General features: G+C 62.6%; 22 protein-coding genes and 1 riboswitch. Of the genes, 13 read left to right on the top strand and 9 right to left on the bottom strand.

Translation table 11 applies throughout. The features are described 5' to 3' along the window. Positions 1 to 81 precede the first annotated feature (81 nt). Complete coding sequence (locus tag QEZ49_RS10495; protein WP_280386685.1) at positions 82 to 1,176, top strand: DUF2147 domain-containing protein; 1,095 nt, start codon at positions 82 to 84, stop codon at positions 1,174 to 1,176. Between the two features lie 111 nt (positions 1,177 to 1,287). Here the strand turns inward: QEZ49_RS10495 and QEZ49_RS10490 are convergent, their stop codons facing one another. The 5 genes from QEZ49_RS10490 to QEZ49_RS10470 form a co-directional block, all read right to left on the bottom strand. Continuing rightward, positions 1,288 to 1,812, bottom strand: coding sequence for a GNAT family N-acetyltransferase (locus QEZ49_RS10490; RefSeq protein ID WP_280386683.1), 525 nt, complete (start codon positions 1,810 to 1,812; stop codon positions 1,288 to 1,290). Positions 1,813 to 1,904: 92 nt separating this feature from the next. Further along, the gene (locus QEZ49_RS10485; RefSeq protein ID WP_280386681.1) at positions 1,905 to 2,444 is read right to left on the bottom strand and encodes a hypothetical protein; all 540 of its coding nucleotides are present in this window, start codon (positions 2,442 to 2,444) and stop codon (positions 1,905 to 1,907) included. Positions 2,445 to 2,636: 192 nt separating this feature from the next. Next, complete coding sequence (locus QEZ49_RS10480) at positions 2,637 to 2,987, bottom strand: hypothetical protein (protein ID WP_280386680.1); 351 nt, start codon at positions 2,985 to 2,987, stop codon at positions 2,637 to 2,639. Between the two features lie 137 nt (positions 2,988 to 3,124). Beyond that, entirely contained in the window at positions 3,125 to 3,430 is a 306-nt protein-coding gene (locus QEZ49_RS10475) for a hypothetical protein (protein WP_173954453.1), read from the bottom strand. A gap of 226 nt (positions 3,431 to 3,656) precedes the next feature. Next, entirely contained in the window at positions 3,657 to 4,295 is a 639-nt protein-coding gene (locus tag QEZ49_RS10470) for a MarC family protein (protein WP_280386678.1), read from the bottom strand. Positions 4,296 to 4,481: 186 nt separating this feature from the next. Here QEZ49_RS10470 and QEZ49_RS10465 point away from each other — a divergent pair, with 186 nt between their 5' ends. Beyond that, positions 4,482 to 4,751 (top strand): usg protein, encoded by a 270-nt coding sequence (locus QEZ49_RS10465; RefSeq protein WP_068464975.1) that lies wholly within the window; start codon positions 4,482 to 4,484, stop codon positions 4,749 to 4,751. 69 nt (positions 4,752 to 4,820) lie between these two features. Here the strand turns inward: QEZ49_RS10465 and QEZ49_RS10460 are convergent, their stop codons facing one another. Next, entirely contained in the window at positions 4,821 to 5,417 is a 597-nt protein-coding gene (locus tag QEZ49_RS10460) for a DUF1285 domain-containing protein (RefSeq protein ID WP_280386675.1), read from the bottom strand. A 298-nt stretch (positions 5,418 to 5,715) separates the two neighbouring features. Here QEZ49_RS10460 and QEZ49_RS10455 point away from each other — a divergent pair, with 298 nt between their 5' ends. From QEZ49_RS10455 to QEZ49_RS10440, 4 genes are read left to right on the top strand one after another with little or no spacing between them, the layout of a single operon-like run. Next, positions 5,716 to 6,714: a MoxR family ATPase gene (locus QEZ49_RS10455; RefSeq protein WP_280386674.1), complete on the top strand. Its 999-nt coding sequence runs from the start codon at positions 5,716 to 5,718 to the stop codon at positions 6,712 to 6,714. A 3-nt stretch (positions 6,715 to 6,717) separates the two neighbouring features. Then, the gene (locus tag QEZ49_RS10450; RefSeq protein WP_280386672.1) at positions 6,718 to 7,707 is read left to right on the top strand and encodes a DUF58 domain-containing protein; all 990 of its coding nucleotides are present in this window, start codon (positions 6,718 to 6,720) and stop codon (positions 7,705 to 7,707) included. Then, positions 7,704 to 10,628 carry a DUF4159 domain-containing protein gene (locus tag QEZ49_RS10445; protein WP_280386670.1) on the top strand — a complete coding sequence of 975 codons (2,925 nt, stop codon included), beginning with the start codon at positions 7,704 to 7,706 and terminating at the stop codon, positions 10,626 to 10,628. Before QEZ49_RS10450 ends, QEZ49_RS10445 begins: the two co-directional genes overlap by 4 nt. A gap of 7 nt (positions 10,629 to 10,635) precedes the next feature. Further along, on the top strand, positions 10,636 to 12,759 hold the full coding sequence (locus QEZ49_RS10440; protein WP_280386668.1) for a hypothetical protein: 2,124 nt from the start codon (positions 10,636 to 10,638) through the stop codon (positions 12,757 to 12,759). 121 nt (positions 12,760 to 12,880) lie between these two features. Here QEZ49_RS10440 and QEZ49_RS10435 read toward each other — a convergent pair whose 3' ends face one another. Then, the gene (locus QEZ49_RS10435) at positions 12,881 to 13,348 is read right to left on the bottom strand and encodes a hypothetical protein (protein WP_280386666.1); all 468 of its coding nucleotides are present in this window, start codon (positions 13,346 to 13,348) and stop codon (positions 12,881 to 12,883) included. A gap of 106 nt (positions 13,349 to 13,454) precedes the next feature. Between QEZ49_RS10435 and QEZ49_RS10430 the strand changes: the two genes are divergently transcribed. The 3 genes from QEZ49_RS10430 to thiC all read left to right on the top strand — a co-directional run bounded on the left by QEZ49_RS10430 (position 13,455) and on the right by thiC (position 18,183). Continuing rightward, positions 13,455 to 15,362 (top strand): DUF4332 domain-containing protein, encoded by a 1,908-nt coding sequence (locus tag QEZ49_RS10430; protein WP_280386665.1) that lies wholly within the window; start codon positions 13,455 to 13,457, stop codon positions 15,360 to 15,362. Positions 15,363 to 15,421: 59 nt separating this feature from the next. After that, positions 15,422 to 15,532, top strand: a riboswitch (TPP riboswitch). Next, positions 15,522 to 16,286 (top strand): phosphodiester glycosidase family protein, encoded by a 765-nt coding sequence (locus QEZ49_RS10425; protein WP_280386663.1) that lies wholly within the window; start codon positions 15,522 to 15,524, stop codon positions 16,284 to 16,286. (Overlaps the previous riboswitch by 11 nt.) Before the next feature lie 4 nt (positions 16,287 to 16,290). Continuing rightward, positions 16,291 to 18,183: a phosphomethylpyrimidine synthase ThiC gene (gene thiC, locus QEZ49_RS10420; protein WP_280386661.1), complete on the top strand. Its 1,893-nt coding sequence runs from the start codon at positions 16,291 to 16,293 to the stop codon at positions 18,181 to 18,183. A gap of 132 nt (positions 18,184 to 18,315) precedes the next feature. On the opposite strand, the gene QEZ49_RS10415 is transcribed toward thiC, so the two are convergent. Then, on the bottom strand, positions 18,316 to 19,266 hold the full coding sequence (locus QEZ49_RS10415) for a hypothetical protein (RefSeq protein ID WP_280386659.1): 951 nt from the start codon (positions 19,264 to 19,266) through the stop codon (positions 18,316 to 18,318). 229 nt (positions 19,267 to 19,495) lie between these two features. Here QEZ49_RS10415 and QEZ49_RS10410 point away from each other — a divergent pair, with 229 nt between their 5' ends. Then, positions 19,496 to 20,017: a mismatch-specific DNA-glycosylase gene (locus QEZ49_RS10410; protein WP_280386657.1), complete on the top strand. Its 522-nt coding sequence runs from the start codon at positions 19,496 to 19,498 to the stop codon at positions 20,015 to 20,017. Between the two features lie 26 nt (positions 20,018 to 20,043). After that, positions 20,044 to 20,790, top strand: a complete 747-nt coding sequence (locus QEZ49_RS10405) for a hypothetical protein (protein WP_280386655.1) — start codon at positions 20,044 to 20,046, stop codon at positions 20,788 to 20,790. Positions 20,791 to 20,899: 109 nt separating this feature from the next. Here the strand turns inward: QEZ49_RS10405 and QEZ49_RS10400 are convergent, their stop codons facing one another. Then, positions 20,900 to 22,522, bottom strand: a complete 1,623-nt coding sequence (locus QEZ49_RS10400; protein ID WP_280386653.1) for an ABC-F family ATP-binding cassette domain-containing protein — start codon at positions 22,520 to 22,522, stop codon at positions 20,900 to 20,902. 183 nt (positions 22,523 to 22,705) lie between these two features. Here QEZ49_RS10400 and QEZ49_RS10395 point away from each other — a divergent pair, with 183 nt between their 5' ends. Then, entirely contained in the window at positions 22,706 to 23,128 is a 423-nt protein-coding gene (locus QEZ49_RS10395) for a hypothetical protein (protein ID WP_280386651.1), read from the top strand. A gap of 119 nt (positions 23,129 to 23,247) precedes the next feature. Continuing rightward, positions 23,248 to 23,802 (top strand): YSC84-related protein, encoded by a 555-nt coding sequence (locus QEZ49_RS10390; protein WP_280386649.1) that lies wholly within the window; start codon positions 23,248 to 23,250, stop codon positions 23,800 to 23,802. Positions 23,803 to 23,872 lie beyond the last annotated feature (70 nt).

The following is a 23,872-nucleotide window of genomic DNA, read 5'->3' as shown; positions in this document are numbered from 1 at the left end:
TTTTAGTTCCCATACTTGGGACCAATAAGGGATAGAGGCGTTCTGCCCGCTGCAAACGCAGGAAGGCTTCAGGAGATTACTATGCGCAAGCATTCAATGGCAGCTTCGGTTGCATGGGTTGGCGCGGCTTTGGTTGCCGCGACGGCCATGTCGGCACCGGCGCGTGCCGATACCAATCCGGCGCTCGGCCTGTGGGTCGATCACACCGGCCGAGGCGCTATCGAAATAACGGAGTGCGGCGGCAAGCTTTGCGGTCATGTCGCATGGCTGAAGGACCCGCAATTCTCCGATCAGTGCGGCAAGCAGATCATCGGCAACGTGCAGCCGGTGGGCAAGAACAAGTGGGATCGCGGCTGGATCTTTGATCCGGAGCGCGGCAAGAAGTTCGATGTCGAGCTGACCCTGCTGCGTGAAGATCGCATGCGGGTGAAGGGCTATGCGGGCCTCAAATGGCTGAGCGAAAGCCACACCTGGAAGCGTGCGCCGGCAGACATGCAGAAGTGCGGCACGGTGGACAACGGCGAGACGACGGCGGCTGCGCCTGCAGCGGCATCGCCCGGCGTTGAGACGAAAGCGGCGGCGGCTCCTGTTGGCGCTCCGACGAACGGCGCTAGCGATCGCGCAATCGATCAGGCGGACGGTTCAAAACCCGATGTTGCGGGCAAGCAGCAGCGTGCGGCCGCTGGCGCTAAGGCAGGCAAGTCCGCCGACGCAAAGTCAGCCAACCTGTCGCCGCCGAATGTCGGTCAGCACAACAGCGGCAAGGACGGGGTTACGATATTGAATGCTCCGGGCGCAACAGCAGCAAAGCAGCCGGATCGCGCTTCAAAGCAAGCTGGCACCCAGCGCGATCAGGCTGGCGGATCGCAAGACGGCGATGCCCCGCGCACCGCAAGCCGTGCAGATGACGCGCGCCCCGGCGACGATCAGCGCGACAACACCAAATCAGCGAAGCGTGACCGTGAGCGCGATCAGGACCGCATGGCGCGTTCAGATGAGATCGACGAATACGATGATGAGGCCGATGAGCCGCCGCGTCGTGGCCGTGTGCTGGCGCGTTTGATGGAGCAGCTGGAAAGCGGTGACGGTCCGGTGAAGCTGCGCCGCTCGGGCCGCAACTGCAGCGTCGAGGTTCCGTATGCGGGTGTGATCTCGTTTCCGTGCGAACGTCAGTAACGCGGTCGACAGATACACACGGCAAAACTTGCACCGATCAAAGCGAAGCCCGCGGAGCAAACTGCGGGCTTTTTTCTTTATAACGGAGCAGGTGCGCGGTGCGGGCGGCCGCTACAGCGGTCGGCCGAGAAACACCAGTTCATGGCCGTTTCGAAGCGTCGTTGCCTGCGGGCTGAAGCCGGTACGCCGATAAAAGCGTACATTGCGGGCATCGGATGATGTCACGACATGCATGCCGGGCGCACCGGCCTGCGCGGCAGCCGCCGCAAACGCTTCAATCAGCAGCGCGCCGACACCACGGCTGCGAAACTGCGGCGCCAAATTGACATGCAGATGGGCGGGAAAGCGCTCGGCCGCCGCGCGGAAATCGTCAAACGATGTCGGCTCATCTATCGCGCCGACAAGATAGCCAGCGATTTCACCGTCGCCGGTGATGGCCAGATAGGCCCACTGCGGATATTCGCGCAGATAGCGCCCGAACCAGCGGTCGCGGAACTGGACGCGCGCCTCGTCATCGGCGAATGACTTGGTGCCGCTCGCCTCGAAAAAGATGGCATCCAATTCTTCGTGTAGTTGCTCGCGGTGGGGGATCTCACCCCAGCGCACGATACGCGTTGTCGCGTTCTTGTCGCCCACGTCACTCTCGCGGTGCTGTGCCGGCACCCGCCAGCGGACAGATTGGAAGAGCCGGCGGAACGACCGGCACTGCCATTGTCGCGGAGCTGGGCTTAATAATCTTCAACGCAGGCGTAATAGCGATCCCACCAGTAGGCGCTGCGCGTCGTCAGGGCCCGCTGACGGAACCAGCGGCACTCATCAAATCCGAACCCGCCCCCGTAGTAGGAATAATAGCCATAGGGCGCGTAGAAGCCGCCGCCATAGGGCGGGCGCGGCCGGAAATGGGGAGGCCTGCCGGGGCGACCGGGGCCAGCATGTCCGGGTCTGCCGGGCCGGACGCCCGGACCGCCACCGTGGCGCGGACCACGGGGACCGGAAAAGCGAGGACCACCACCACCGGGTCGTGGACCGGCAAAACCACGGCCGCCGCCGCGAGGACCGGCCATGCCGCGCCCTCCGCCGCCAGGCCCGCGCCCCATGGCGCCACCGCCACCACGCGGACCGCCCGGCCCGGCCTGCACCGGCAAAATATTATCGCTGACTGCGGGTTGCTGCAGCGCCGAGACCGGCAATGCGAGCGCGGGCGTGAGCATGAATATCGTCCCGCACAAACCGGCTATCGCCCCGCCTGCATACATCGCACGCTTCATCATACGCCTCCCGCAGGCCACACCTCGGGCCCGCTTCAATTCATAATGGATTTACTATAGGTGGCGACGCGTCATCGGGTTGCAAGGCCGCGCGCGAGATGGTGCCGGGATGTGTGACCGCAAAAGCGCGCGGCTCGACCACCACGATCGGCGCGCATACTGGCGCCCATGTCGCGCGCTTTTGCGGCGGCCCTACTGCAGACAGGCGCGATAGCGCGTCCACCAGTTGCTGTTCTTGGTTGCGATGGCGCGCTGAGCATAACGCCGACATGACGATGGCGAGCGATCCCGATCGCTATAATAGCGGTAGTCGTAAGGTTCGCGTCGCGCGCCGCCGGAGGTATCGGGCCGTTTGATGCCGGGTGTTTGGATGCCGGGGCTGCGTATCGTCGGCGTGCGCGATTTCATAACGCCATAGCCGCCTGCCCCCGGCCGATGGGCATCGCTGGCATAGGGCTGCTTGGGAGCCGCCAGAACGGCGCCGCCATGCAGCACCACAGCTGCGGTCAGCAACGCGACGGCAAGGCCTCCAGATACATGCACCGCATCTCTCCTGACAGTTGCACGATCACCGACATCGGATCCACCACAGGGATCGCCCGTCGCCCTTACGAGCCTATGATCCAACAGTCATATGGGATGTAAACGTGCGCGGTCGAAATGCAAAGTAATGCCGGAAATTAGGCCGGTCCGCTGGCGCCGTAGTCGTCATGGATGTCGCCGTAATCCTCAGCGGCGGGCTGCAACGGCACTTCGCCATAGTTTGGGCTGAACGGCTGGGTGGGGTCATCCTCGCGGGTGAACATGCGCTGACGCGGCGGGCGCTGCGCTTCCAGCCCATCGTCCTCAAGCTCGACCGACGGCCACAGTGGGCGCGGGGGCGGCTGCGCAACAAAGGCGCTGACGAGACCGCTGTTTGCCTGCGGTGCAGGCGCGCTGCTGCATCCACCGAGCACCAATGCGGAGCAGGAAAGCAGGAGCGCCACGCGGGCGCACGACGCTCCTGATTTGGCCTTACTCCGACCAGTACGCATGAATACGGATACAGAACGCCATACTGACTGGTTACGCCACATGGGGACACGCCTTTCAACGAACGCGACTGTCCCTGAGTATGGGCTGGCATAGTTAATGGCGACCTAACCGGCGTGCCATTTTTGAACTTTTATGACGTAAACGGATTTTAACGCTTCGGGCCTCCAACGCGCGCCTTCAAGCTGGAACGCGCAGCACATTGCTGGCGGCCAACCCATTGAACACCGCCTGCACCGCAATGGCGGCGAGCAGAATTCCGAACACACGCATCAGCACACGCTGCGCCGTGATGCCGATCATGTGATTGACCTGATGCGATGCGAGCAGCAGCACCAGCGTGATGGCCATCACCAATGCAAGACCACCAACTGTTGCGGCGAGCGCCAGCGGATCATTCTCGGTATTTGCAGCAAGCAGAATGCCGGCACTCATCGCGCCCGGCCCCGCTAGCAACGGCATCGCCAGCGGAAAAACTGCGATGTCATCCTTGGTGTGCGCCTCTTCATCTTCAGGCTGACTAAGCTTGAATGCGCTTGTCGGCTTGGCGAAAATCATGTCGAGCGCAATGATGAGCAGGATCACACCGCCCGCAGTCTGCAAGGCTGCAATGCTGACACCCAGCTCATCCAGCAACGTGCGGCCAAGCAGCGTGAACACCAGCAGCAGCACGCTTGCGATAGCAGTTGCGCGCAACGCAATCGCCGCGCGTTCCTCGCGCGCCATCTTGGGCGTTAGCGTGGCGAACAGCACAGCGGTTTCAACCGGGCCGACGGTTGCGAAGAAGGTCGTGAAACTGGTCAGCAGAAATTCGAACATCACCCTGCCTCTTGCAACAGCATCTGCCTGCGCGCGCCGCATGGATTTTCGGCGTTTGTCAGCAGCCGCCAGCACAGGCTGCTAACATGCTCCAAATATGAAACAAATTCGTTGTCAGCGAATTCTGCACGACTATCATTTTGAAGGCTGAGTCCAGGAACCTCTGAGCGAACTTTGGGGGACATCATGTACGAGCCTGAAATATCCCGACTGCTGAAAGGCTATAGCCTGACCACTGCCGAAATCCTTTACCGACTGCCCGATCATCCGGCTTTGCTGCAAAGCTACATCTGGCAGGATTACGATTTGCACCCGCGCTTTCCGAAGCTGAAAGGATTTCTGGACTTCTGGAGCGCGAAGCTGGAAGGCAAGCTTTTCAAGGTGACGGTGTCGCACAGCAAGCTGCTGTCACCGGCAGAGGTGCGTCTCGTCGATGCCGAATACAAGGTGCACTGAGGGCCGCAAGTGAGCGTGCTCCGCTAAGGCCGCCGACCCTTGCGTCAAGGATAACGGAGAGCTCACGCGTCAAGTTAAGGGAGTGAAGGGAAAGAACGCCCCTTCGCTCCACACACCGAAGTTTGGCTCGCCAGCGTCTGCTTCGCCGGCATCTACGGCACCCGCTGGCGCCTCAACGGCAAGGGCGGCCAGATCATGCACCAGCGAGCGCGTCACCAGCGCCTCCAGACGGCCGCGCACCAGCAGATACGGTTTTAAACCACCGCTGCCTTTTTCCTCAATGAAGCGCAAAGGATGTGACGGGCCGCACACGACCTGATCGTCAAGGTTGGTCCGGAACGACAGCCGCTGAGCTTCGCCCCCGCCCTCGACTTGCATATCGACGGCGAGGAACGGCGCGTCCTCAACCTCAATGGCGATCTTCTCGGCCGGAGTGACGAGATAGGTGCGCCCGTCACTGTCCTTGCGCAGCACGCTGGCGAACAGGTTCACCAGCTCCGGCCGCCGGATTGGGCTGCCTTGATAGAGCCATGTGCCATCGCGGAGGATTTTGAGGCCGATGTCGCCGCAAAAGGGCGGGTTCCAGTTTTCGACCGGCGCGCAACGTTGCCCCGGCGGCAGTGCCTTCAAAACTTCTTGAAGTTTGCCAATATCACCCAAGTGCATATGCCTTCCGGTTGTCTCGATGCCCGGCTCCGCTTATGCCTCGGCCCGATAGATATATGCCCGCGCGATGGCGCTCGGGAGCCTGTGACAGCCCGATCGAGGGGCTTTGTGCCATTCTACTTACCCCCAATCTAACGTAACATTCACTTGACCCACGGCATGGCCGCCTCAATCGTCGTAGCTGGTAAATCCTGTTAAGATCCCACCGAAGCCAAAGCTTAGCGTCAGCAGCGATACGGCACGAACAACGCCATACGCCGAACAGCACAACTCTAGACCGACAAGCGAGCCAATCGCCATGAGCACCGTCACCGACACGCAGGCCGACATCGTTCCACGCCTAGAGGCGGCCTCGGAGCGCGTTCAGCGCGCGCACAAGGCGGCCGCATCCGTGATTTTCGGTCAGGATGTCGTCATTGAACGGACGCTGGTCACGATCCTGTCCGGTGGTCATGGCCTGCTGATCGGTGTCCCCGGTCTTGCCAAGACGCTGCTGGTAGAAACGCTGGGCCGCGTGCTCGGGCTGGACGCCAAGCGCGTGCAGTTCACGCCCGACCTGATGCCCTCGGACATCATCGGCTCGGAAGTGCTGGAAGACATTCCCGGCAAGGCGCGCTCGTTCCGGCTGGTGAAGGGCCCGATCTTCACACAGCTGCTGATGGCAGACGAAATCAACCGCGCTTCGCCACGTACCCAGTCGGCGCTGCTGCAGGCTATGCAGGAGCATCACGTCACCGTCGCCGGTGTGCGCCATGACATCCCCTCGCCGTTCCATGTGCTGGCGACGCAAAACCCGCTGGAGCACGAAGGCACCTATCCGCTGCCGGAAGCGCAGCTCGACCGCTTCCTGCTGCAGATCGACGTGACCTATCCCGATCTGCTGGCCGAGCGGCGCATGCTGTTCGCCACCACCGGCACTGACGACCGTCAGCTTGAGTCCGTGCTTTCCGGGCCGGAGCTGATGAGCATCCAGCGGCTCGTGCGGCAGATCCCGGTGCCCGATAAGGTCGTAGATGCGATCTTGAAGCTGGTGCGCTCGGCGCGTCCGGGTACTGGCGCCAACGAACAAACCGATCGCTATGTGGCCTGGGGCCCCGGCCCGCGCGCCAGCCAGGCGTTCATGCTCGCTGTGCGCGCGAAGGCACTGATTGATGGACGTCTTGCGCCGTCGGTCGATGACGTTGTCGCACTGGCCGATCCGATCCTGAAGCACCGCATGGCGCTGACGTTCTCGGCGCGCGCGGAAGGCAAGGATCTCGGCAGCATCATTGCGCAGCTCGCGGCGGCGGTGGAGTAACGCATGGCGGATGCCACGCAAGCCCGTCAGGCCGCAGCCAATGCCGGTGCTGGGGTGCTTACCCTTGAGCGCGAAGCCCATACGCTGGCCGACCGCCTGCCGGAGATACTGATCAACGCGCAACGCATCGCGCATACGGTTGCGCATGGCCTGCACGGTCGGCGACGCTCCGGGCCGGGCGAAACGTTCTGGCAGTTCCGGCAATTTCAATCCAGCGACACGCTGCGCCAGATCGATTGGCGTCGTTCGGCAAGCTCCGATCATCTGTTCGTGCGCGAGCGCGAATGGGAGGCGGCGCATACGGTGTCGCTGTGGTGCGATCTGTCGCCGTCGATGGATTTCCGCAGTCATCTGGCGCCGGTGACGAAGCGCGAACGTGCACTGCTGATAACGCTGGCCGCAGCCGAACTGCTGGTGCGCGGCGGCGAGCGGGTTTCGCTGCTGGGCCTGACGCCGCCCAGCGCCAGCCGCAAGGCAACGACGCGCATGGCCGAAGCGGTGCTGGCGCACGAGGGCAGCGAAGCGCAACAGGCCACGCAGCCGCCGAAGGTGACTCTGGCGCGGTTTTCCGGCGCGGTGATCGTCAGCGATTTTCTCGATCCGATCGAGCGCACACGCGCGCACATTGAGGCGCTGGCCGCCGATGGCGCTGTCGGCCACCTGATCGAGATTGTCGATCCGGCGGAAGAAACGCTGCCCTATGACGGGCGCACAGAATTCCTCAGCCCCGATGGCGGTCAACGCTGGGTGGCGGACCGTGTGCAGACGCTGCGCGCGCGCTATCAGGAGCGCATTGCCGCCCACCGCGCTGAAGTGCGCGAGCTGGCGCAACGGATGGGTTGGTCGTTCCTGGTGCACCACACCGATCGTTCGCCCACCGAACCGTTGCTGTCGCTCATCATGCGCATGCAGGGCAGCGGCGCCGATCATCGCTGGCAATCGCAGGAAAGCTCGTCCGCAGAGTATCAGCAGCAGCCGGAGGCAAATCGATGAGCCTTGGCGCGCTGACGTTTCTCAGTCCGTGGCTGCTGGCTTCGCTGGCTGCCCTACCGATCATCTACTGGCTGCTGCGCACCGTTCCGCCCAGCCCACGGCAGGTGACATTCCCACCGACGCGCATTCTCGTCGGGCTTGAGAACAAGGACAAAACGCCAGCGGCATCGCCCTGGTGGCTGACGCTTATCCGTCTGCTTGCAGCAGCGCTGTTCATTTTCGCGCTGGCCGATCCGGTTATGAATCCGACGCGTGAAGCGGCGCTGAAAGGCACCGGTCCGATTGCCATTGTGGTTGATAATGGCTGGTCGTCGGCCGCGCACTGGGATCAGCGCAAGCGCATGATCGACCGCCTCATCACCGATGCGGAAGGGCAAAGCCGCGCGGTTGTGATTGTGCCGACAGCGCCGACATCGAAAGGCGCCACCGCACAGATTGAAGCGCCATCCGATGCCCGGTCGACCGCAGCCGCGCTGATGCCGCAACCGTTTGCGCCGGATCGTCTGGCGGCTGCAAACACGCTGGCCGCAGCGGTGGAAGGCGCCGCTGGCGGCACCAGCGTTGTATGGCTGAGCGACGACATCGATCACGACGGCAAAGCCGCCGCAGCAGCCGCGAAGCTGCGTGAATTGGCAACCGACGGCACGCTGGCGGTTGTTGAGGACGGCGGCAACCGCGAGCCGCTTGGGCTCAGCGCCGGCATCGGCATTCAAAGTGGCCGGCTCGAAGCGCGCATTCTGCGCCCCAACGGCGATGGCACGCGCGACGGTTTCGTGCACGCCATCTCAACGCGCGGCCAGAGTTTGGCCGAAGCAAGCTTCAGATTTTTGCCGGGACAAACCGAGCTTGTCGTGCCGTTTGATCTGCCGCTTGAACTGCGCAACCAGATTGGCCGCGTGGAGATTGCAGGCGAGCGAGCAGCCGGTGCTGTCAGCCTGATCGACGCGCGTTCGCAATGGCACCGCGTGGCGCTGATTTCCGGCGAGAGCCGCGAACAGGCGCAGCCGCTGCTGGCGCCGCTGTACTACATCGAAAAGGCGCTGGCCCCCTCCGCTGAACTCATCCGGCCGAAGGGCTCCAATCTCGTCGCCGGCATCCAGGAAGCGCTGTCGCAGAACGCCAGCGTTCTAATGCTGGCCGACATCGGTACGCTTTCCGGCGACGCTGCACATCACGTTGCCGACTGGGTTGAGAAAGGTGGCGTGCTGGTGCGCTTTGCCGGCCCTCGGCTTGAGAACGGCGGCGATGAATTGCTGCCGGTGCCGCTACGGCTTGGCGGGCGCACGCTCGGTGGCGCGCTGTCATGGTCGACGCCGCAGAAGCTTGGCCCGATTGAAAATCAGAGCCCGTTTGCCGGACTGACCGTGCCGCCTGAAGTTACCGTCAACCGTCAGGTGCTGGCCGATCCCGCGATGCTGGGACCCGATGTACAGGTGTGGGCGCGGCTGGAGGACGGCACACCGCTTGTCACCGAGCGCAAGCTGGGGCAAGGCCGCATCATTCTGTTCCACGTGACCGCCAACACCGATTGGTCGAACCTGCCGCTGTCGGGGCTGTTCGTTGAGATGCTGCGCCGTATCTCGGCGCTTGGCACCAGCGTTGCTTCGGGCGATGCCAGCGGATCGGTCGCCGCCGACAGCGCTGTCGCCACCGCCGCCGATATGCCCGCCGTGCTGCCGCCACTGCAAACGCTGAACGGCTATGGCGTGCTTGGCGCGCCACCGCCGACTGCGCAGCCTGTGGCAGCCGAAAAGGCGCACGATCTGGTGCCTACTCTGGATCATCCGCCCGGTTACTACGGTGCTGGCAATGCGCCGCGCGCCATCAACGTTCTGCACGCAGAGAGCTCGCTTGCACCCTTGCCGCCGCTACCTTCCGGAACCGACCGCTTGAACTATTCCAGTGAAAGTTCGCAACCGCTCAAGCCATGGCTGCTGCTTGCGGCTCTGGGCTTGTTGTTCACCGACATGATCGCCGTAATCCTGTTGCGCGCCGGTGGCTTCGGCGGTGTCCGACGCCGCACGCAACGCCCCGCTGCAGCGGCACTCGCGCTCGCGATTATCGGTGCGGGAGCGATGCTGACGGTCGCACCGCCGCAGGCGTTCGCGCAATCATCCGGCGCTTCACCGTCTGGCGTTGCAGTGCCGCGACCGCAGAACCCATCCGTCAATCAGGCAACTGACGAACGCGCGATTGAAGCCACCGCCAAGGTGACGCTTGGCTATGTGCTGACCGGCAACGCGGAAGTGGATGAGATCAGCCGCGTCGGCCTCGACGGTCTTGGGCGTTTGCTGTCCGTGCGCACCGCTATCGAGCCCGGGCGTCCGCTGGGCATCAACATTCTCACCGACGAGATCGCTTTTTACCCGGTGATCTACTGGCCGGTGCTACCCGATGCGCAGGCGTTGCCGGAGGACGTGCTGGCCAAGATCGACGCCTATATGAAGCAGGGCGGGCTGATCGTTTTCGACACGCGCGATTACGGTCTGGGGCTGACAGGAACGGGCGGTCCGAGCGAAGCGGCGCTGAAGCGCATCACCGGCAAGCTGGACGTGCCGCGGCTGGAGCCGGTGCCTGAAAATCACGTGCTGACGAAGGCGTTTTATCTGCTGCGCAACTTTCCGGGTCGCTGGGATGGTGGGCAGCTTTGGGTTGAAGCGCTCGACAATGATGACGGGCCCAGCCGCCGCGCGCGCATTTCCGATGGTGTCACATCCATCATCGTGACGGCCAACGATCTGGCTTCGGCCTGGGCACTCGATGAAGGTGGCCGCCCGCTTTATCCCACCGTTGGCGGCGGCGAGAACCAGCGCGAAATGGCTTTCCGCACCGGCGTCAACATCGTGATGCATGCGCTGACCGGCAACTATAAAGCCGATCAGGTGCACGTGCCGGCGCTGCTGGAACGGCTGGGACAGTGAGGCAGCCATGAACTGGTCGATTGATTTTGCTCCGATGCTGCCGACGCCGTTCTTCTGGGCTGCCGGCGTGCTGGCGGCACTGCTGATCGGATACCTCATCTATCGCGGATCGCGCGGCGCCTTGCTGCGCGCCGCTGCAATCGCCGCCGTGCTTGCCGCGCTCGCCAATCCGATCCTGCGCGAAGAGCAGCGCGAGAGCCTTGCCAATATCGCAATCGTCGTCGTCGACGAAAGCGCCAGCCAGACGCTGGGCAAGCGCGCCGAGCAGACAGCGGCTGTGCGCGAGAACCTGGAAGCCAAGCTCGGCAAAATCCCGAACCTTGAAATCAAGTGGGTGGCGGCATCGCGCCCCGATCAGACAACCACGCCGGGCACGCATCTGTTTGGCGATCTGAACAAGGCCCTCGCCGATACACCGCCGGATCGTCTGGCGGGCGTGATCATGCTGACCGACGGTCAGGTGCATGACGTGCCCAAATCCGCCCAAGCGCTTGGATTCGATGCGCCCGTGCATGCGCTTGTGACCGGCGCGCCGGATGAGTTCGACCGCCGCATACAGGTGCTGTCAGCGCCGCGCTACGGCATCGTCGGACAATCGCGCGAGATTGAAGTTGTGGTGCGCGAGGCCGGCCGCAAAAGCCATGCCGCCGAGCCGCTTTCTCTCACCATCCGCCGCGAAGGTCGCGAGGACGAAACCGTTGTGACGACGGTGGACCGGCCGGTGAAGATCGAGATGCCGTTCCCGCACGCCGGGCAGAACATCCTTGAAGTCGATCTGCCGACCGCGCCGGGCGAACTGACGCCCGCCAACAACCGCGCCGTGGTTGCTGCTGAGGGCGTGCGCGAGAACCTGCGCGTGCTGCTAGTATCGGGCGAACCGCACGCGGGCGAGCGCACATGGCGCAACCTGCTGAAGTCGGATGCCGCCGTCGATCTGGTGCACTTCACCATTCTGCGGCCGCCGGAGAAGCATGACGGCACGCCGATCAACCAGCTGTCACTGATCGCCTTCCCCACCCGGGAGCTGTTCTCGGAGAAGATCAACGATTTCGATCTGATCATCTTCGATCGTTATCAGCATCGCGGGCTGTTGCAGCTGCCGTACTATGACAACATCGCGCGTTATGTGACCGAACACGGCGGCGCGTTGCTGGTTGCCGCTGGTGATGATTATGCCAGCAACCTGTCATTGTTCCGCACGCCGCTGTCACCGGTTCTGCCGGCGGTGCCGACGGGGCGCGTGTTGCAGGAGCCGTTCAAGGCCAAGCTGACCGAAGACGGCCGCAAGCATCCCGTTACGCAGGGGCTGACCGGCGCGGGGCCGATCAATGGCCAGCCGAGCTGGGGCCGCTGGTTCCGCCAGGTCGAGGTGCAGCCGGATCAGGGCCGCACGCTGATGCATGGCGTGCAGAAAGAGCCGCTGCTGATCCTCGATCACAAGGGCAAGGGCCGCGTGGCGCTGCTCACGTCCGATCAGGCGTGGCTGTGGGCGCGCGGCTATGACGGCGGCGGTCCGCACAGTGATCTGCTGCGCCGTCTTTCGCACTGGCTGATGAAAGAACCCGACCTGGAAGAGGAACGTCTGATTGCCAGCGCGCGCGGCCTGAAGCTGACGCTTGAGCGCCGCTCGATGGAAGAAAAGGTTGAGCCGATTACGCTGTCGGCGCCTGGCGGTGACACATCGCAGGTAACGCTGCAGCCGGAAGGCAACGGCGTGTGGCGCGCAACCATCGATGTGAAGGTGCCCGGCCTCTACAAGGCCCAGACGATGGGTCCGGAAGGTGAGTTGCAGGCTGTTGCGCACGCCGGCATCGACGACCCGATCGAGATGAGCGAAGTGACGGCGACTGACGCCAAGCTGTCGCCCATCAACGAAGCGACAGGCGGCGGTGCATTCTGGACCAGCACATCGGCCGAGGCGACGCGCGCCGATCCTACATCGGTTTCGGTGCCGCGTGTGTCGATGCTGTCCGGCGCCAAGGTGCTGGCCGGATCGGGCTGGCTGGGCCTGAAGGACCGCGAAGCGTTCGTGACGCGTGGCGTGAAGCTGACGCCGATGTTCACCGGCTTCGGTGCACTCGCCGCGCTGCTGCTGCTGATCTCGCTGGCCTGGTGGCGCGAGGGCAAGTAACTTTTTAGAACTGACAAGGGTGTCGAGTGGCTTTGCGTGCGGTGACGGTGGTGCCGGTTGTGAGCCGGCGCTCGCGCCGGGAGCCGTTGGCCCCTTGCCGCCTTTTGACGGCAGGGATGAATTATCGTGTCGCCCGCGCCAACCTGACAATCACCCACATCCACACCAATGCCGCTATAACTGCCAGAATGACCGCCAACTGCTGCACCGCCTGCAGATCAATGGCGCTCACTTCGGGACGCGCGCGGCTGTAATATACGGTGAGCCACGCATCGCCCTGTGACAGCGCTTCAAAGCGGCTGCGGCTGATGGGCTGACGCGCGCTGTGCAGGCGCCCGCTTTCATCACGGAAGCTGTAGCGCGCGAAGTAGCGCTCGCGAGCGCCGACAATGATCTTGCCAAGTTTCGGTTCGCTTTCCGGCACCACCGACAGCGCCTTCGCTGCGCCCTCATCGGCCAGGATCAGCCAGTAGGTGTGGCCATACCAGACGGCCAGCACTGTTGCGAACAGCGCAATGGCGACCGGCATTCCGATGCGCTTGTTCGATTTCGCTCGCAAAATTGCCGTCTCCATCCATGTCGGCGCCATTCATCCACGCCCAAGTTGCAGCAACAGTGCGGCGCACGTTTGCCCAATGGGGCGACTCGCCTAGCGTCGGCGCAAATCCAAAGTTTGTCTGCGGGAGCAATAGGGCATGAGCCTTCTTTATCGCATCGTCTATGCGGCCCACGCCAACGGTACACACCACAAGCTGGCGCTCGACGCGCTGCCGCAGCTGCGCGCGCCGAATGCCGACCGCTGGCAGAACCTGTTCCTGAAGCATGCGGCGAAGTTTCTCGAAGGCTCGAAAGCGCCGGACAACACCTTCAAGGATTTCAAGAACCACGTGCTGCACGTGCGCGACAAATATTGGGGTGGCGCACCGGAAAAGGCAGCGGAATGGTATGGCAAGCTGATCGCAGGGCTGCGCGCCGAGCAGTGGGAACAGGCCGTTTATTCCGCTGGCGTGCTGAGCCACTATTACACCGATCCGATCCATCCGTTTCACACCGGCCAGACGGAAGCTGAAAACGTCATCCACCGCGCCTGCGAGTGGAGCATCAATCGCTCGTATGACGATCTAGCCAAGCTCGGCCGTCAACGCAGTGCGGCGCTGCCGGTGGAAGTGCCGGTGCCGGAGGGCCCGAACTGGCTGAAGGAAATGGTGTGCAACGGCGCGGATCTTTCCAACAAACAGTATGAGCGCCTCATCGGTCACTATGACATTCATCGCGGCAGCGCTGATCCGCGCGCAGGGCTGGATAGCGTTGCGCAGAAACTCGTCGGCGATCTGATCGTTTATGCGGCAGCCGGATTTGCGCGCATTCTCGACCGCGCATTCGCTGAGAGCGGCGCAACGCCGCCGGATGTTTCGCTGACTGCGGAAACGTTCGTCGCAACGCTGCAGATACCGGCCAAGTGGGTGCAGAAAAAGCTGGCCGATGCGGCTGACCGCGCTGCCGTTCTGGCCATGTACGATGAATTGCAGACCACCGGCCGCGTTGAGGCGACGCTGCCCGAAGATGACCGCATCGTGCGCGATCTGCATGCTGTGGAGGTGGAAGCGCCGCGCCAGAAGGAGCTGGAAGCACAGCGCGCGAGCAGAATAGCAGCTGGCGGCGATGTCGGGTTGGCGTCTGTGGCAACGGCAGCACCTGCGGCAGTCGCCAGCGTCAACGCAGCGCCGACGCAATCTGCGCCAGCGGCGCAAAAAGCTGAATCGCTGCAGTTGACGCCGGCAGCGCCGGTTGTCGCCAACCAACCTGCTCCGCAAGCGTCAGTCACTTCAGCTCCGCCATCGGCGCTGCCACAAACCAAGACTGATGCTGGCCCTCAATCTGCTCCGACGGACACAACTTCGGCGGCGCCTGCTCCGGCAGTGCCTGCGGCTTCGACAACATCAACGCCTGAACTTGCGTCCGCATGGGCGCCCACCTCGTCTACGCAATCAAATCCTGCTCCGGCCGTCGCCGCACCTTCGTCGCTCATTGCGCGCATGGCCAGCCTTGGCGCAGCCGCTGAAGCGCCCGCCAACTCGTTTGGCTCCGGCGCGACAGCACATCCAGCCGCCAACGATACGCAGCCGCGTCACACGGGAGAAAACACCGACACACCGCGCGAAACTGCACCGCCGCGCTTTTATCTCAAGCCGTCAGATGATGTTGCGGCCGGTCCTTCAATCGGCCCCAAGACGGCGGATCGTCTCGCCAAGGTGGACATCTTTTTCGTCGCCGATCTGATCGCAGCCGACGCACAAAAACTGGCGAAAAAGCTGAAGGCCATCGGCATCCGCCCCGACGCATTTGTGCTTTGGCAGCAGCAGGCGCAGCTGGTGATGGACGTGCCCGGATTGCGCGGCACCCATGCGCAATTGCTGACCGGCGCGGGGTATACCTGTGCGGACACAATCGCCGCTGCCAACGATGACGCGGTTTGCGCCGCCGTGCTGGAATATGCGGCGAGCACGGAGGGGCAGCGGCTGTTGCGTCAGGGAGAGCCACCGGCCCGCGAGAAGATCATGGGCTGGGTGAAAGCCGCCGCCGCGACGCGCAACGCAGCTTAAATACCGTGGAGAGGTGCACGGGTAAGGGTTGCATCCTCAAGCGAGACATCGCACATTAGAGACGTTCCGAGGGGCGCCGGAGGTAGCCGGCTGAGATTGCGCATCGTGCGCGAGCACCCTTAGAACCTGATCCGGTTAGCACCGGCGAAGGGACGGAATATGACAAGCGCACCGCGCGCGAAAGCGCTCTTCCTATATCTATCCGCCATGCTGGGGCTTGTCTCCGGCACTGCATCCGCGCACGCTGCATGCAAACGCACGCAGATTGAAGGCGCGCGCTATGTCGTCTGCGAGTTCAAAGCCAGCGACGGCATTGAGCTGTTTCTGCGCGATGACTCGGGCTCCAACATCGGCCAGTTCGACCGCGTGCGCAAAACACTGGCCGCGCGCGGACGCCAGCTCGTTTTCGCGATGAACGCCGGCATGTATCACGAGGACCGCTCGCCCGTGGGCCTCTATGTCGAGAACGGGCGCGAGGTGCAGCGCATTTCCACCGCCAACGGCTGGGGCAACTTCAGCCTGAAGCCGAACGGTGTGTTCTTCATCAACGACGACGGCGCGGGCGTGCTGGAAACTGATCAGTACATCCGCAGCAAGATCAAACCGCGCTTTGCCACGCAGTCCGGCCCGATGCTGGTCATCGACGGCAAGCTGCACCACCGGTTCTTAAAGGACGCCACATCGCGCTATCGCCGCAACGGCGTTGGTGTTGATGGCGACCGCGTGGTGTTCGCGATCAGCGACGACGCGGTGACATTCCACCAGTTCGGCCGCGCCTTCCGCGACGTGTTCAAAACGCCGAACGCACTTTATCTGGACGGCTCCATCAGCCGTCTCTTCGCTCCCAACCTCAGGCGCTACGACTTCGGCTTCCCGATGGGACCGATCGTAGGCGTATCCATTCCATCGCAAAACGATAGGTGAAGCCATGAACAAGCCGACGCGCCAGTCCGAGCTCACCCTGCCCAACGTAACGACCGGAGCGCTGCCCGCCTCGCGCAAGGTCTATTCAGCGCCGGAAGCGTTCCCGGATCTGCGCGTGCCATTCCGCGAAATTGCACTGGCGGAAAAGAGCGGCGAAGCGCCGGTGCGGGTTTACGATCCCTCGGGCCCTTATACGGACGAAGCTGCAAGCATCGATCTGGAGCGTGGACTGCCGCGCCATCGCGAAGCGTGGATCATCGAACGCGGCGGCGTTGAGCGCTATGTCGGCCGCGAAGTGAAGCCGGAAGACAACGGCCACGTTTCTGGCGCCCGCGCTGCACGCGACTTCCCCAACAAACCAGCACCCTTTGTGGGCGTCGGCGACTCCCCTGCGGGGAGCCGGCCGCCGACGCCAATTACGCAGTTGGAGTATGCGCGCGCGGGCGTCATCACCAAGGAAATGGCTTACGTCGCGCATCGCGAGAACCTCGGCCGAGCGGCGATGCTGGAGCGGGCCAACGCCGCGCTGAACGACGGCGAAAATTTTGGCGCCGCCATTCCGCCTTTCATCACGCCGGAATTCGTGCGCGATGAGATCGCCCGCGGCCGCGCCATCATTCCGGCCAACATCAATCACGGCGAACTGGAGCCGATGATCATCGGCCGCAACTTCCTGGTGAAGATCAACGCCAACATCGGCAATTCCGCCGTCACCTCGTCGGTCGAGGAAGAGGTGGAGAAGATGGTGTGGGCGATCCGCTGGGGCGCCGACACGGTGATGGATCTTTCCACCGGCCGCAACATTCACACCACGCGCGAATGGATTTTGCGCAACTCACCCGTACCCATCGGCACCGTGCCGATCTATCAGGCGCTAGAGAAAGTCGGCGGCGATCCGGTGAAGCTCGATTGGGAAGTGTACAAAGATACGCTGATTGAGCAGTGCGAACAGGGCGTCGATTATTTCACTATCCATGCGGGCGTGCGTTTGCGCTACGTGCCGCTGACCGCAAATCGCGTCACCGGCATCGTTTCGCGCGGCGGTTCCATCATGGCCAAGTGGTGCCTGGCGCATCACCGCGAGAGCTTCCTCTACGAGCGTTTCGACGAGATCTGCGATCTGATGCGCCGCTATGACGTGTCGTTTTCGCTCGGCGACGGCCTGCGTCCGGGCTCCATCGCCGACGCCAATGATCGCGCGCAGTTCGCCGAGCTGGAAACGCTGGGCGAGCTGACGAAAATTGCGTGGGACAAGGGCTGTCAGGTGATGATCGAGGGCCCGGGACACGTGCCGATGCACAAGGTGCAGGTGAACGTGACCAAGCAGCTCAAGGAATGCGGCGAGGCGCCGTTCTACACGCTGGGGCCGCTCGTCACCGACATCGCGCCGGGCTACGATCACATCACGTCCGGCATCGGCGCGGCGATGATCGGCTGGTTCGGCACTGCGATGCTCTGCTACGTGACGCCGAAGGAGCATCTGGGTCTGCCCAACCGCGACGACGTGAAAGTGGGCGTTATCACCTACAAGATCGCCGCCCACGCCGCCGATCTCGCCAAGGGGCATCCAGCGGCGCAGTTGCGCGACGATGCGCTGTCACGCGCGCGCTTCGATTTCCGCTGGGAGGATCAGTTCAATCTGTCACTCGATCCCGACACCGCGCGCGCCTACCACGACGAAACGCTGCCGAAGGATGCGCACAAGGTGGCGCATTTCTGCTCCATGTGCGGGCCGAAGTTCTGCTCGATGGAGATCACACAGCAGGTGCGCGATTACGCGGCGAAGCTGAATGAGCAGCAGGACGGGATGGATGAGATGAGCCAGAAGTTCCGTGACATGGGCGCGGAGGTTTATGTCGAGGCCGACGCCGCATCCGCGACGCCAGACCAAGCGTAGCCAACACGCGCGAGTTCCGCATCTCATGTGGAGGAGATGCAGAGCAATTCGCTTGCACCGACGATGATCGGAGCAGCAGGGCACCACTCTGTGCCCTGCTTGTTGGCGACGACCGTGGCAAGCCTGCCGGCGCTACTTCCGCAGCTCGACGGTTGCGTGTTGGGCCGCCGGCAGGAAAACCTGCATGCAATTTCCGGCGCCAGTCTCGATTACCCACGGATGCGTGCGGTAGGTGTCAATCGTCACCTGATGGCCCGCGTTCAACCGCCCGTAGTCTTGCAGTTTGCCGTTGAAATCGATCCACTTCAGAACGCGATCCGAACCGGCAGAGTTGATGAAGGTGATCTTGGTTGCCTCATTAGAGTTCTTTGACCGCAAACCTCTGCGCTCGGAACATTTGCGTTCAGCCGCCCGTGCCGATGTGGGAACAGCCTGGGCTACGCGAGCGGCGGTTGGCTGGGCGGATGTATTTGTGTTTGCGGTTGTGGCCGCGGGCCGCAAATCAGCGCCAAGTTCAACGGTCGCGCGTTCGTCTCCCGGGAGGAAAATCTGCAGACAATCCCTCGACGGTGTCGCGATCAGAAAAGGGTGCGTGCGGTAGGTGTCAATCGTCACCTGATGGCCCGCTTTCAGCAGGCCGTTATCTTGCAGCTTGCCCTCATAGTCGATCCACTTCAGCAGGCGGTCCGCCCCGGACGCGTTGATGAAGGTGATCTTCGTCGCCACCCCGGCGTCGAGCGACCGCATTGCCTTGCGCTCGGTACATTTGAGCGCAACAGCTTGTGCGGAAGGAAGGACAGTTTGAGCTGCCGGAACATTCGCTGCCTGCGGCTGGTCGCCCAACTTCTTTAGGTAAGCGCGCGCCAGATCGGCGTGAAACCCATTAGAAAATGAGTTGATGAAGGCGTGCCAGGCGTCCGCCGTTCCCAACTCTTTGGCCTGTTCAAAGGCTGCGCTTTCTGGCGTGGCCGATGCCTGCGCCATAGCTGGCGGCACGCCGAAGGGCGCTATTGAGGAGAGACCGGCAAGCGCGGAAACAGCAAGGAACGGTGCGAACACAAATACAGAAAACCGGAAAGTCACTAGCATCCTCCAACTCGCGGCGCGCCATTACGCCGGATTTGGTATAACGGATGCATAGTTTGATGTCGTCGCTAAACGGTGCCTGTCTGATAGGCAGATCTGCGCATGGTAAGCGGGCGAGGAGCGCAGCGACGTCGGGCAGAGCGCGGCCCACCGGTTCCTGCATGTCGGCCCGACGGTTTATATTTGACCCTGAGGCCGATTCTTTACGCAACGAAGGACGAAAATCGTGACCGATGGGCACAAACTTCCCGACGTTCTCTCCACTGATCTGGATATCGTTTTCGTCGGAACCGCCGCGGGAAAGGAGTCAGCGGAGCGTGGCGAATATTATGCCGGAGCAGGAAATCGTTTCTGGCAGACGCTGCATGAGGTCGGCCTGACGCCGCGACGCTTTCGGCCGGATGAATTTCATGAGCTCCGCAGCCTGCGGATGGGTCTCACCGATCTGTCTAAATTTGAATCTGGCACGGATGGCGAAATCCGCCATTTTGATCTTGAGCACTTTGCACAGAATATCGTCCGCTACCGTCCCCGAGCGATTGCATTCACAGGTAAGAAAGCCGCTGCAATTGCGCTAGGAAAAGACGGCACGGATCAAGTGGCTTACGGGCGCCAACCCGCTCGTGACGGTTTTCCGGAGGTGTTCGTCCTTACGTCCACTTCTGCCGCCGCCCGCTCCCATTGGGACATCGCCCCTTGGGCGGCGCTGGCGGATTGGCACGCCGCGACGCGCAGCATCCCAGGCTGAGCCGGTCAGTTTAGAATCGTTCGTTCGTGACAATATCCATTTTGATCTGCCACTTTGCTGAGCCAGTCGGATTACCGGCTTGGCCGTATAATGTTAGGCAGAGTCTTATGGTATTTATAAAACGTGCTTTTTTCGCTCTAGCGGCAATGCTCTTCACGATTCAGGTAGCCCCCACGGCTTCACCCCCAGCCATTGCCGCAGAGAAGATGCCGCCGTTCGTCACTGTTGTCTCGCCCATCTTCGGGCAACTCGTCGCTTTTTCTCAGCCGTCTGACTTCGTGATCGGCCTCGAGAACGTCAACGGCTCTAACTACATCCGCGAAGCCATTCCAAGCGGCGAGACGGTCGAGGACTGGACGCAGATGGTTACAGTCACCGGCTTTAAACAGTTGGCGCTGCAGCCCCAAGCCGAACCTGTCGCGATCACTAGCGCTATCGCAAACGGCTATAAGAATTTCTGCCCAGATCTGTTCGCCGTAATGCCGGTACCGCCCCCGGATGTTGACGGTTTCAAATCGTTCGCTGCCGTCGTCGGCTGCGGAACTGTAACCGGCAACGGATCACCGCGCCGCGAAGAAACGCTCATCATCGCGATCGAGGGCGAGAGCGACTACTACACCATCCAGTGGGCCACGCGCGGTCCGGCATCCGATAAACCACCCGCATTCGACAAAGCAGCCTGGGAAAAGCGTAGAGCTGATCTCAGCCCGATACGACTATGCCGTATTGTTCCGGGCGAAAGCGCGCCCTACCCGAGTTGCGTAAGACGCTGACTTTCCCAATCTGCAAAGACGCGTCATCGCCTCCCTGCGTGGCGCGGAATTGCAAGGGATGTGGCGCAGAACTCCGCTGCAACGCGACGAAGGCCCTGCGCTATCAAGTTTAGCGCAACAGCCCCGGTGCTTCCTGGCCGGTGCGCTCGACGTATTCGGTGTAGCCGCCGCCGTAGACGTGCGGGCCTTCCGGCGTCAGCTCCAGCACGCGGTTGGTGAGTGCGGCGAGGAAGCGCCGGTCGTGCGAGACTAGCAGCATCGCGCCCTCGTAATTCGCCAGCGCCTCGATCAGCATTTCCTTGGTTGCCATGTCGAGATGGTTGGTGGGCTCGTCGAGCACGAGGAAATTGGGCGGATCGTACAGCATCTTCGCCATCACAAGCCGCGCCTTCTCACCGCCGGACAGCACGCGGCACGGCTTCTCGACATCGTCACCCGAGAAGCCGAAGCAGCCGGCCAGCGTGCGCAGCGCGCCCGTGCCTGCCTGCGGGAAGGTGTATTCCAGCTCTTCGAACACCGAGCGCTCGCCGTCGAGCAGGTCCATCGCGTGCTGCGCGAAGTAGCCCATCTTCACGCTGGCGCCGATGTTGACGCTGCCTTTATCGGGTTCCGATGTTCCCGCCACCAGCTTCAGCAACGTTGATTTACCGGCGCCGTTGACGCCGAGGATGCACCAGCGCTCGCGCCGGCGCACATGGAAGTCGAGACCGTCATAGATCGTGAGCGGACCGTAGCGCTTGTCGACGCCCTTGATGGAAACGACGTCTTCGCCCGAGCGCGGCGCCTGCTGGAATTCAAACTTCACCGCCTGGCGGCGCTTCGGCGGCTCAACGCGCTCGATCTTCGCGATCTGCTTGACGCGGCTTTGCACCTGCGCGGCGTGCGACGCACGCGCCTTGAAACGCTCAATGAACTTCAGCTCCTTCGCAAGCATCGCCTGCTGACGTTCAAACTGCGCCTGCTGCTGCTTTTCACTGATCGCGCGCTGCTGCTCATAAAATTCGTGATCGCCGGAATAGGACGTCAGCGAACCGCCGTCGATCTCGACGATCTTGCTGACGATGCGGTTCATGAACTCGCGGTCGTGCGAGGTCATCAGCAGCATGCCGTCATAGTTCTGCAGGAACTGCTCCAGCCAGATGAGGCTTTCGAGATCCAGGTGGTTGCTCGGCTCGTCGAGCAGCATTGCGTCGGGCCGCATCAGCAGAATGCGCGCCAGCGCCACGCGCATCTTCCAGCCGCCGGAAAGCGCGCCGACATCGCCGTCCATCATTTCCTGCGTGAATGACAGGCCGCCCAGAACTTCGCGCGCGCGGCTTTCAAGCGCGTAGCCGCCCAGTTCCTCGAAGTGGCCCTGCACGTCGCCATAGCGCTCGATGATCTGCTCCATCTCGTCGGCGCGGTCGGGATCGGCCATCGCGGCCTCAAGCTCTTTCAGCTCCTCCGCCAACTCGCTGACCGGCCCTGCTCCGTTCATCACCTCGGCGACGGCGCTGCGGCCGGACATTTCGCCCACGTCCTGGCTGAAGTAGCCGATGGTGATGCCGCGGTCGGTGGAGACCTGGCCCTCGTCCGGCTGCTCCTGCCCCGCGATTATGCGGAACAGCGTGGTCTTGCCGGCGCCGTTCGGCCCCACAAGTCCGATCTTCTCGCCCCGGTTGAGTGCCGCCGAAGCCTCGATGAACACGATCTGATGGCCGTTCTGCTTGGTAATGTTGTCGAGACGAATCATGTGCGGCGGGGCCCTTGGGATCAGCGTTTGCGCTTCGCATAATCCATGCGGCGGCCCGGGGAAAGGGCATGCGGCAATTGCGGGGTGATGAGCCCCCGCCTGCGACGATACTTAACGCCGCCCTCGCCCGGCGCTAAAATGCCGAAGACGCGGCGGCAGCAGCCCCCGCACTCCGGGGGAACCATGCGCCTTAAAATCCATCAGCTCGGCGAGCTGTTCGGCATCCTGCTGTTGCTCGGCTCAACGGCCATGCAGCTGTTCTATCTCGAACCGATGAAGCGCCAGATCGAGTGGCGGCTGGCGGCGTTCACCGCGCAGCAGAATGCGCAGGTGCAGTTGCGCGAGAGCTTTATCAATCAGATCACGTTGCTGCAGCAGATGAATGCCGCGCCGGAGGTGATTACCGCGACGGAAGCAAGGCGCGACGAAATCTTCGCCAAGTATCGCAACTCGGACGCCGACATTTCGGATTACATGCTCGAAAATGAGCGGGTCGAAGGCTATCTGGAGATTGTGGTGATTGTGCTGTTCGGGCTGGGATCGCTGCTGGCGGGGCTTGGGCGCACATTCGACATGATGGCCGCGCGCAAGACCGCAGGGGAATAACCTCCGATTGATGGCAACCGCCACTGTGCTTGCGGCGTTTCAGCCGGCGTGGCGCAGCCGACGCAAATTTGGCCATGAAGTGGCGTCACAAAACTCGAAACAAAAAAGGATCAACGCCAATGGTGCGCAATATCATGTGGGCGGTCATGGCCGCCATTCTGCTTGCCTCCCCTGCCCTCGCTCCGCAGGCCAAGGCCGCGTCGGCGCATGAAATCGATGTCGATGTCGACGCCACGCTGGATCGCTTCTTTCACAGCGTGCGGGGCGCGCGGGAACTTGCGCACAAATCCGTTGGCATCCTGGTGTTCCCGTCGGTGGTGAAGGCTGGCTTCGGCATCGGTGGCGAATATGGCGAAGGCGCGCTGCGCATCGGCGGACGCACGGTTGACTACTTCAACACCGTTTCAGCTTCGGTCGGGTTTCAGCTCGGCGTGCAGGAGCGATCCGTCATCATCATGTTCATGACGCCGGAAGCCCTGCAGCAGTTCCGCCGCACCAAGGGCTGGAAGGTTGGCGCGGATGCTTCTGTTGCGGTCATCACGGTCGGCATCGGCGGATCGATCGACACCAACAAGATCACCAGTCCGGTTATCGGCTTCGTGCTCGATCCGAAGGGCCTGATGTATAACCTGACGCTGGAAGGCTCGAAGATCAGCCGCATCAGGCCGCGCTAAGCGGTGCGCCGGACCGGGCGAAGCGCTTTTTTTTAATGCGCGGCGCAGCTAAACATAATCATTCAGTGCA

Source organism: Hyphomicrobium sp. D-2, assembly GCF_029872155.1.
GTDB lineage: Bacteria > Pseudomonadota > Alphaproteobacteria > Rhizobiales > Hyphomicrobiaceae > Hyphomicrobium_A.
The sequence above is the reverse complement of the archived record's forward strand: the minus strand, read 5'-3'. Positions and strand labels throughout refer to the sequence as shown.

What these genes read in the sequence shown, in the direction of transcription:
- QEZ49_RS10485 (WP_280386681.1), bottom strand. Translation starts at nt 2,444, where the DNA reads ATGAAGCGTGCGATGTATGCAGGCGGGGCGATAGCCGGTTTGTGCGGG.
- QEZ49_RS10440 (WP_280386668.1), top strand. Translation starts at nt 10,636, where the DNA reads ATGAACTGGTCGATTGATTTTGCTCCGATGCTGCCGACGCCGTTCTTC.
- QEZ49_RS10450 (WP_280386672.1), top strand. Translation starts at nt 6,718, where the DNA reads ATGGCGGATGCCACGCAAGCCCGTCAGGCCGCAGCCAATGCCGGTGCT.
- QEZ49_RS10425 (WP_280386663.1), top strand. Translation starts at nt 15,522, where the DNA reads ATGACAAGCGCACCGCGCGCGAAAGCGCTCTTCCTATATCTATCCGCC.
- QEZ49_RS10430 (WP_280386665.1), top strand. Translation starts at nt 13,455, where the DNA reads ATGAGCCTTCTTTATCGCATCGTCTATGCGGCCCACGCCAACGGTACA.
- QEZ49_RS10455 (WP_280386674.1), top strand. Translation starts at nt 5,716, where the DNA reads ATGAGCACCGTCACCGACACGCAGGCCGACATCGTTCCACGCCTAGAG.
- QEZ49_RS10470 (WP_280386678.1), bottom strand. Translation starts at nt 4,295, where the DNA reads ATGTTCGAATTTCTGCTGACCAGTTTCACGACCTTCTTCGCAACCGTC.
- thiC (WP_280386661.1), top strand. Translation starts at nt 16,291, where the DNA reads ATGAACAAGCCGACGCGCCAGTCCGAGCTCACCCTGCCCAACGTAACG.
- QEZ49_RS10445 (WP_280386670.1), top strand. Translation starts at nt 7,704, where the DNA reads ATGAGCCTTGGCGCGCTGACGTTTCTCAGTCCGTGGCTGCTGGCTTCG.
- QEZ49_RS10435 (WP_280386666.1), bottom strand. Translation starts at nt 13,348, where the DNA reads ATGGCGCCGACATGGATGGAGACGGCAATTTTGCGAGCGAAATCGAAC.
- QEZ49_RS10390 (WP_280386649.1), top strand. Translation starts at nt 23,248, where the DNA reads ATGGTGCGCAATATCATGTGGGCGGTCATGGCCGCCATTCTGCTTGCC.
- QEZ49_RS10460 (WP_280386675.1), bottom strand. Translation starts at nt 5,417, where the DNA reads ATGCACTTGGGTGATATTGGCAAACTTCAAGAAGTTTTGAAGGCACTG.
- QEZ49_RS10395 (WP_280386651.1), top strand. Translation starts at nt 22,706, where the DNA reads ATGCGCCTTAAAATCCATCAGCTCGGCGAGCTGTTCGGCATCCTGCTG.
- QEZ49_RS10400 (WP_280386653.1), bottom strand. Translation starts at nt 22,522, where the DNA reads ATGATTCGTCTCGACAACATTACCAAGCAGAACGGCCATCAGATCGTG.
- QEZ49_RS10495 (WP_280386685.1), top strand. Translation starts at nt 82, where the DNA reads ATGCGCAAGCATTCAATGGCAGCTTCGGTTGCATGGGTTGGCGCGGCT.
- QEZ49_RS10465 (WP_068464975.1), top strand. Translation starts at nt 4,482, where the DNA reads ATGTACGAGCCTGAAATATCCCGACTGCTGAAAGGCTATAGCCTGACC.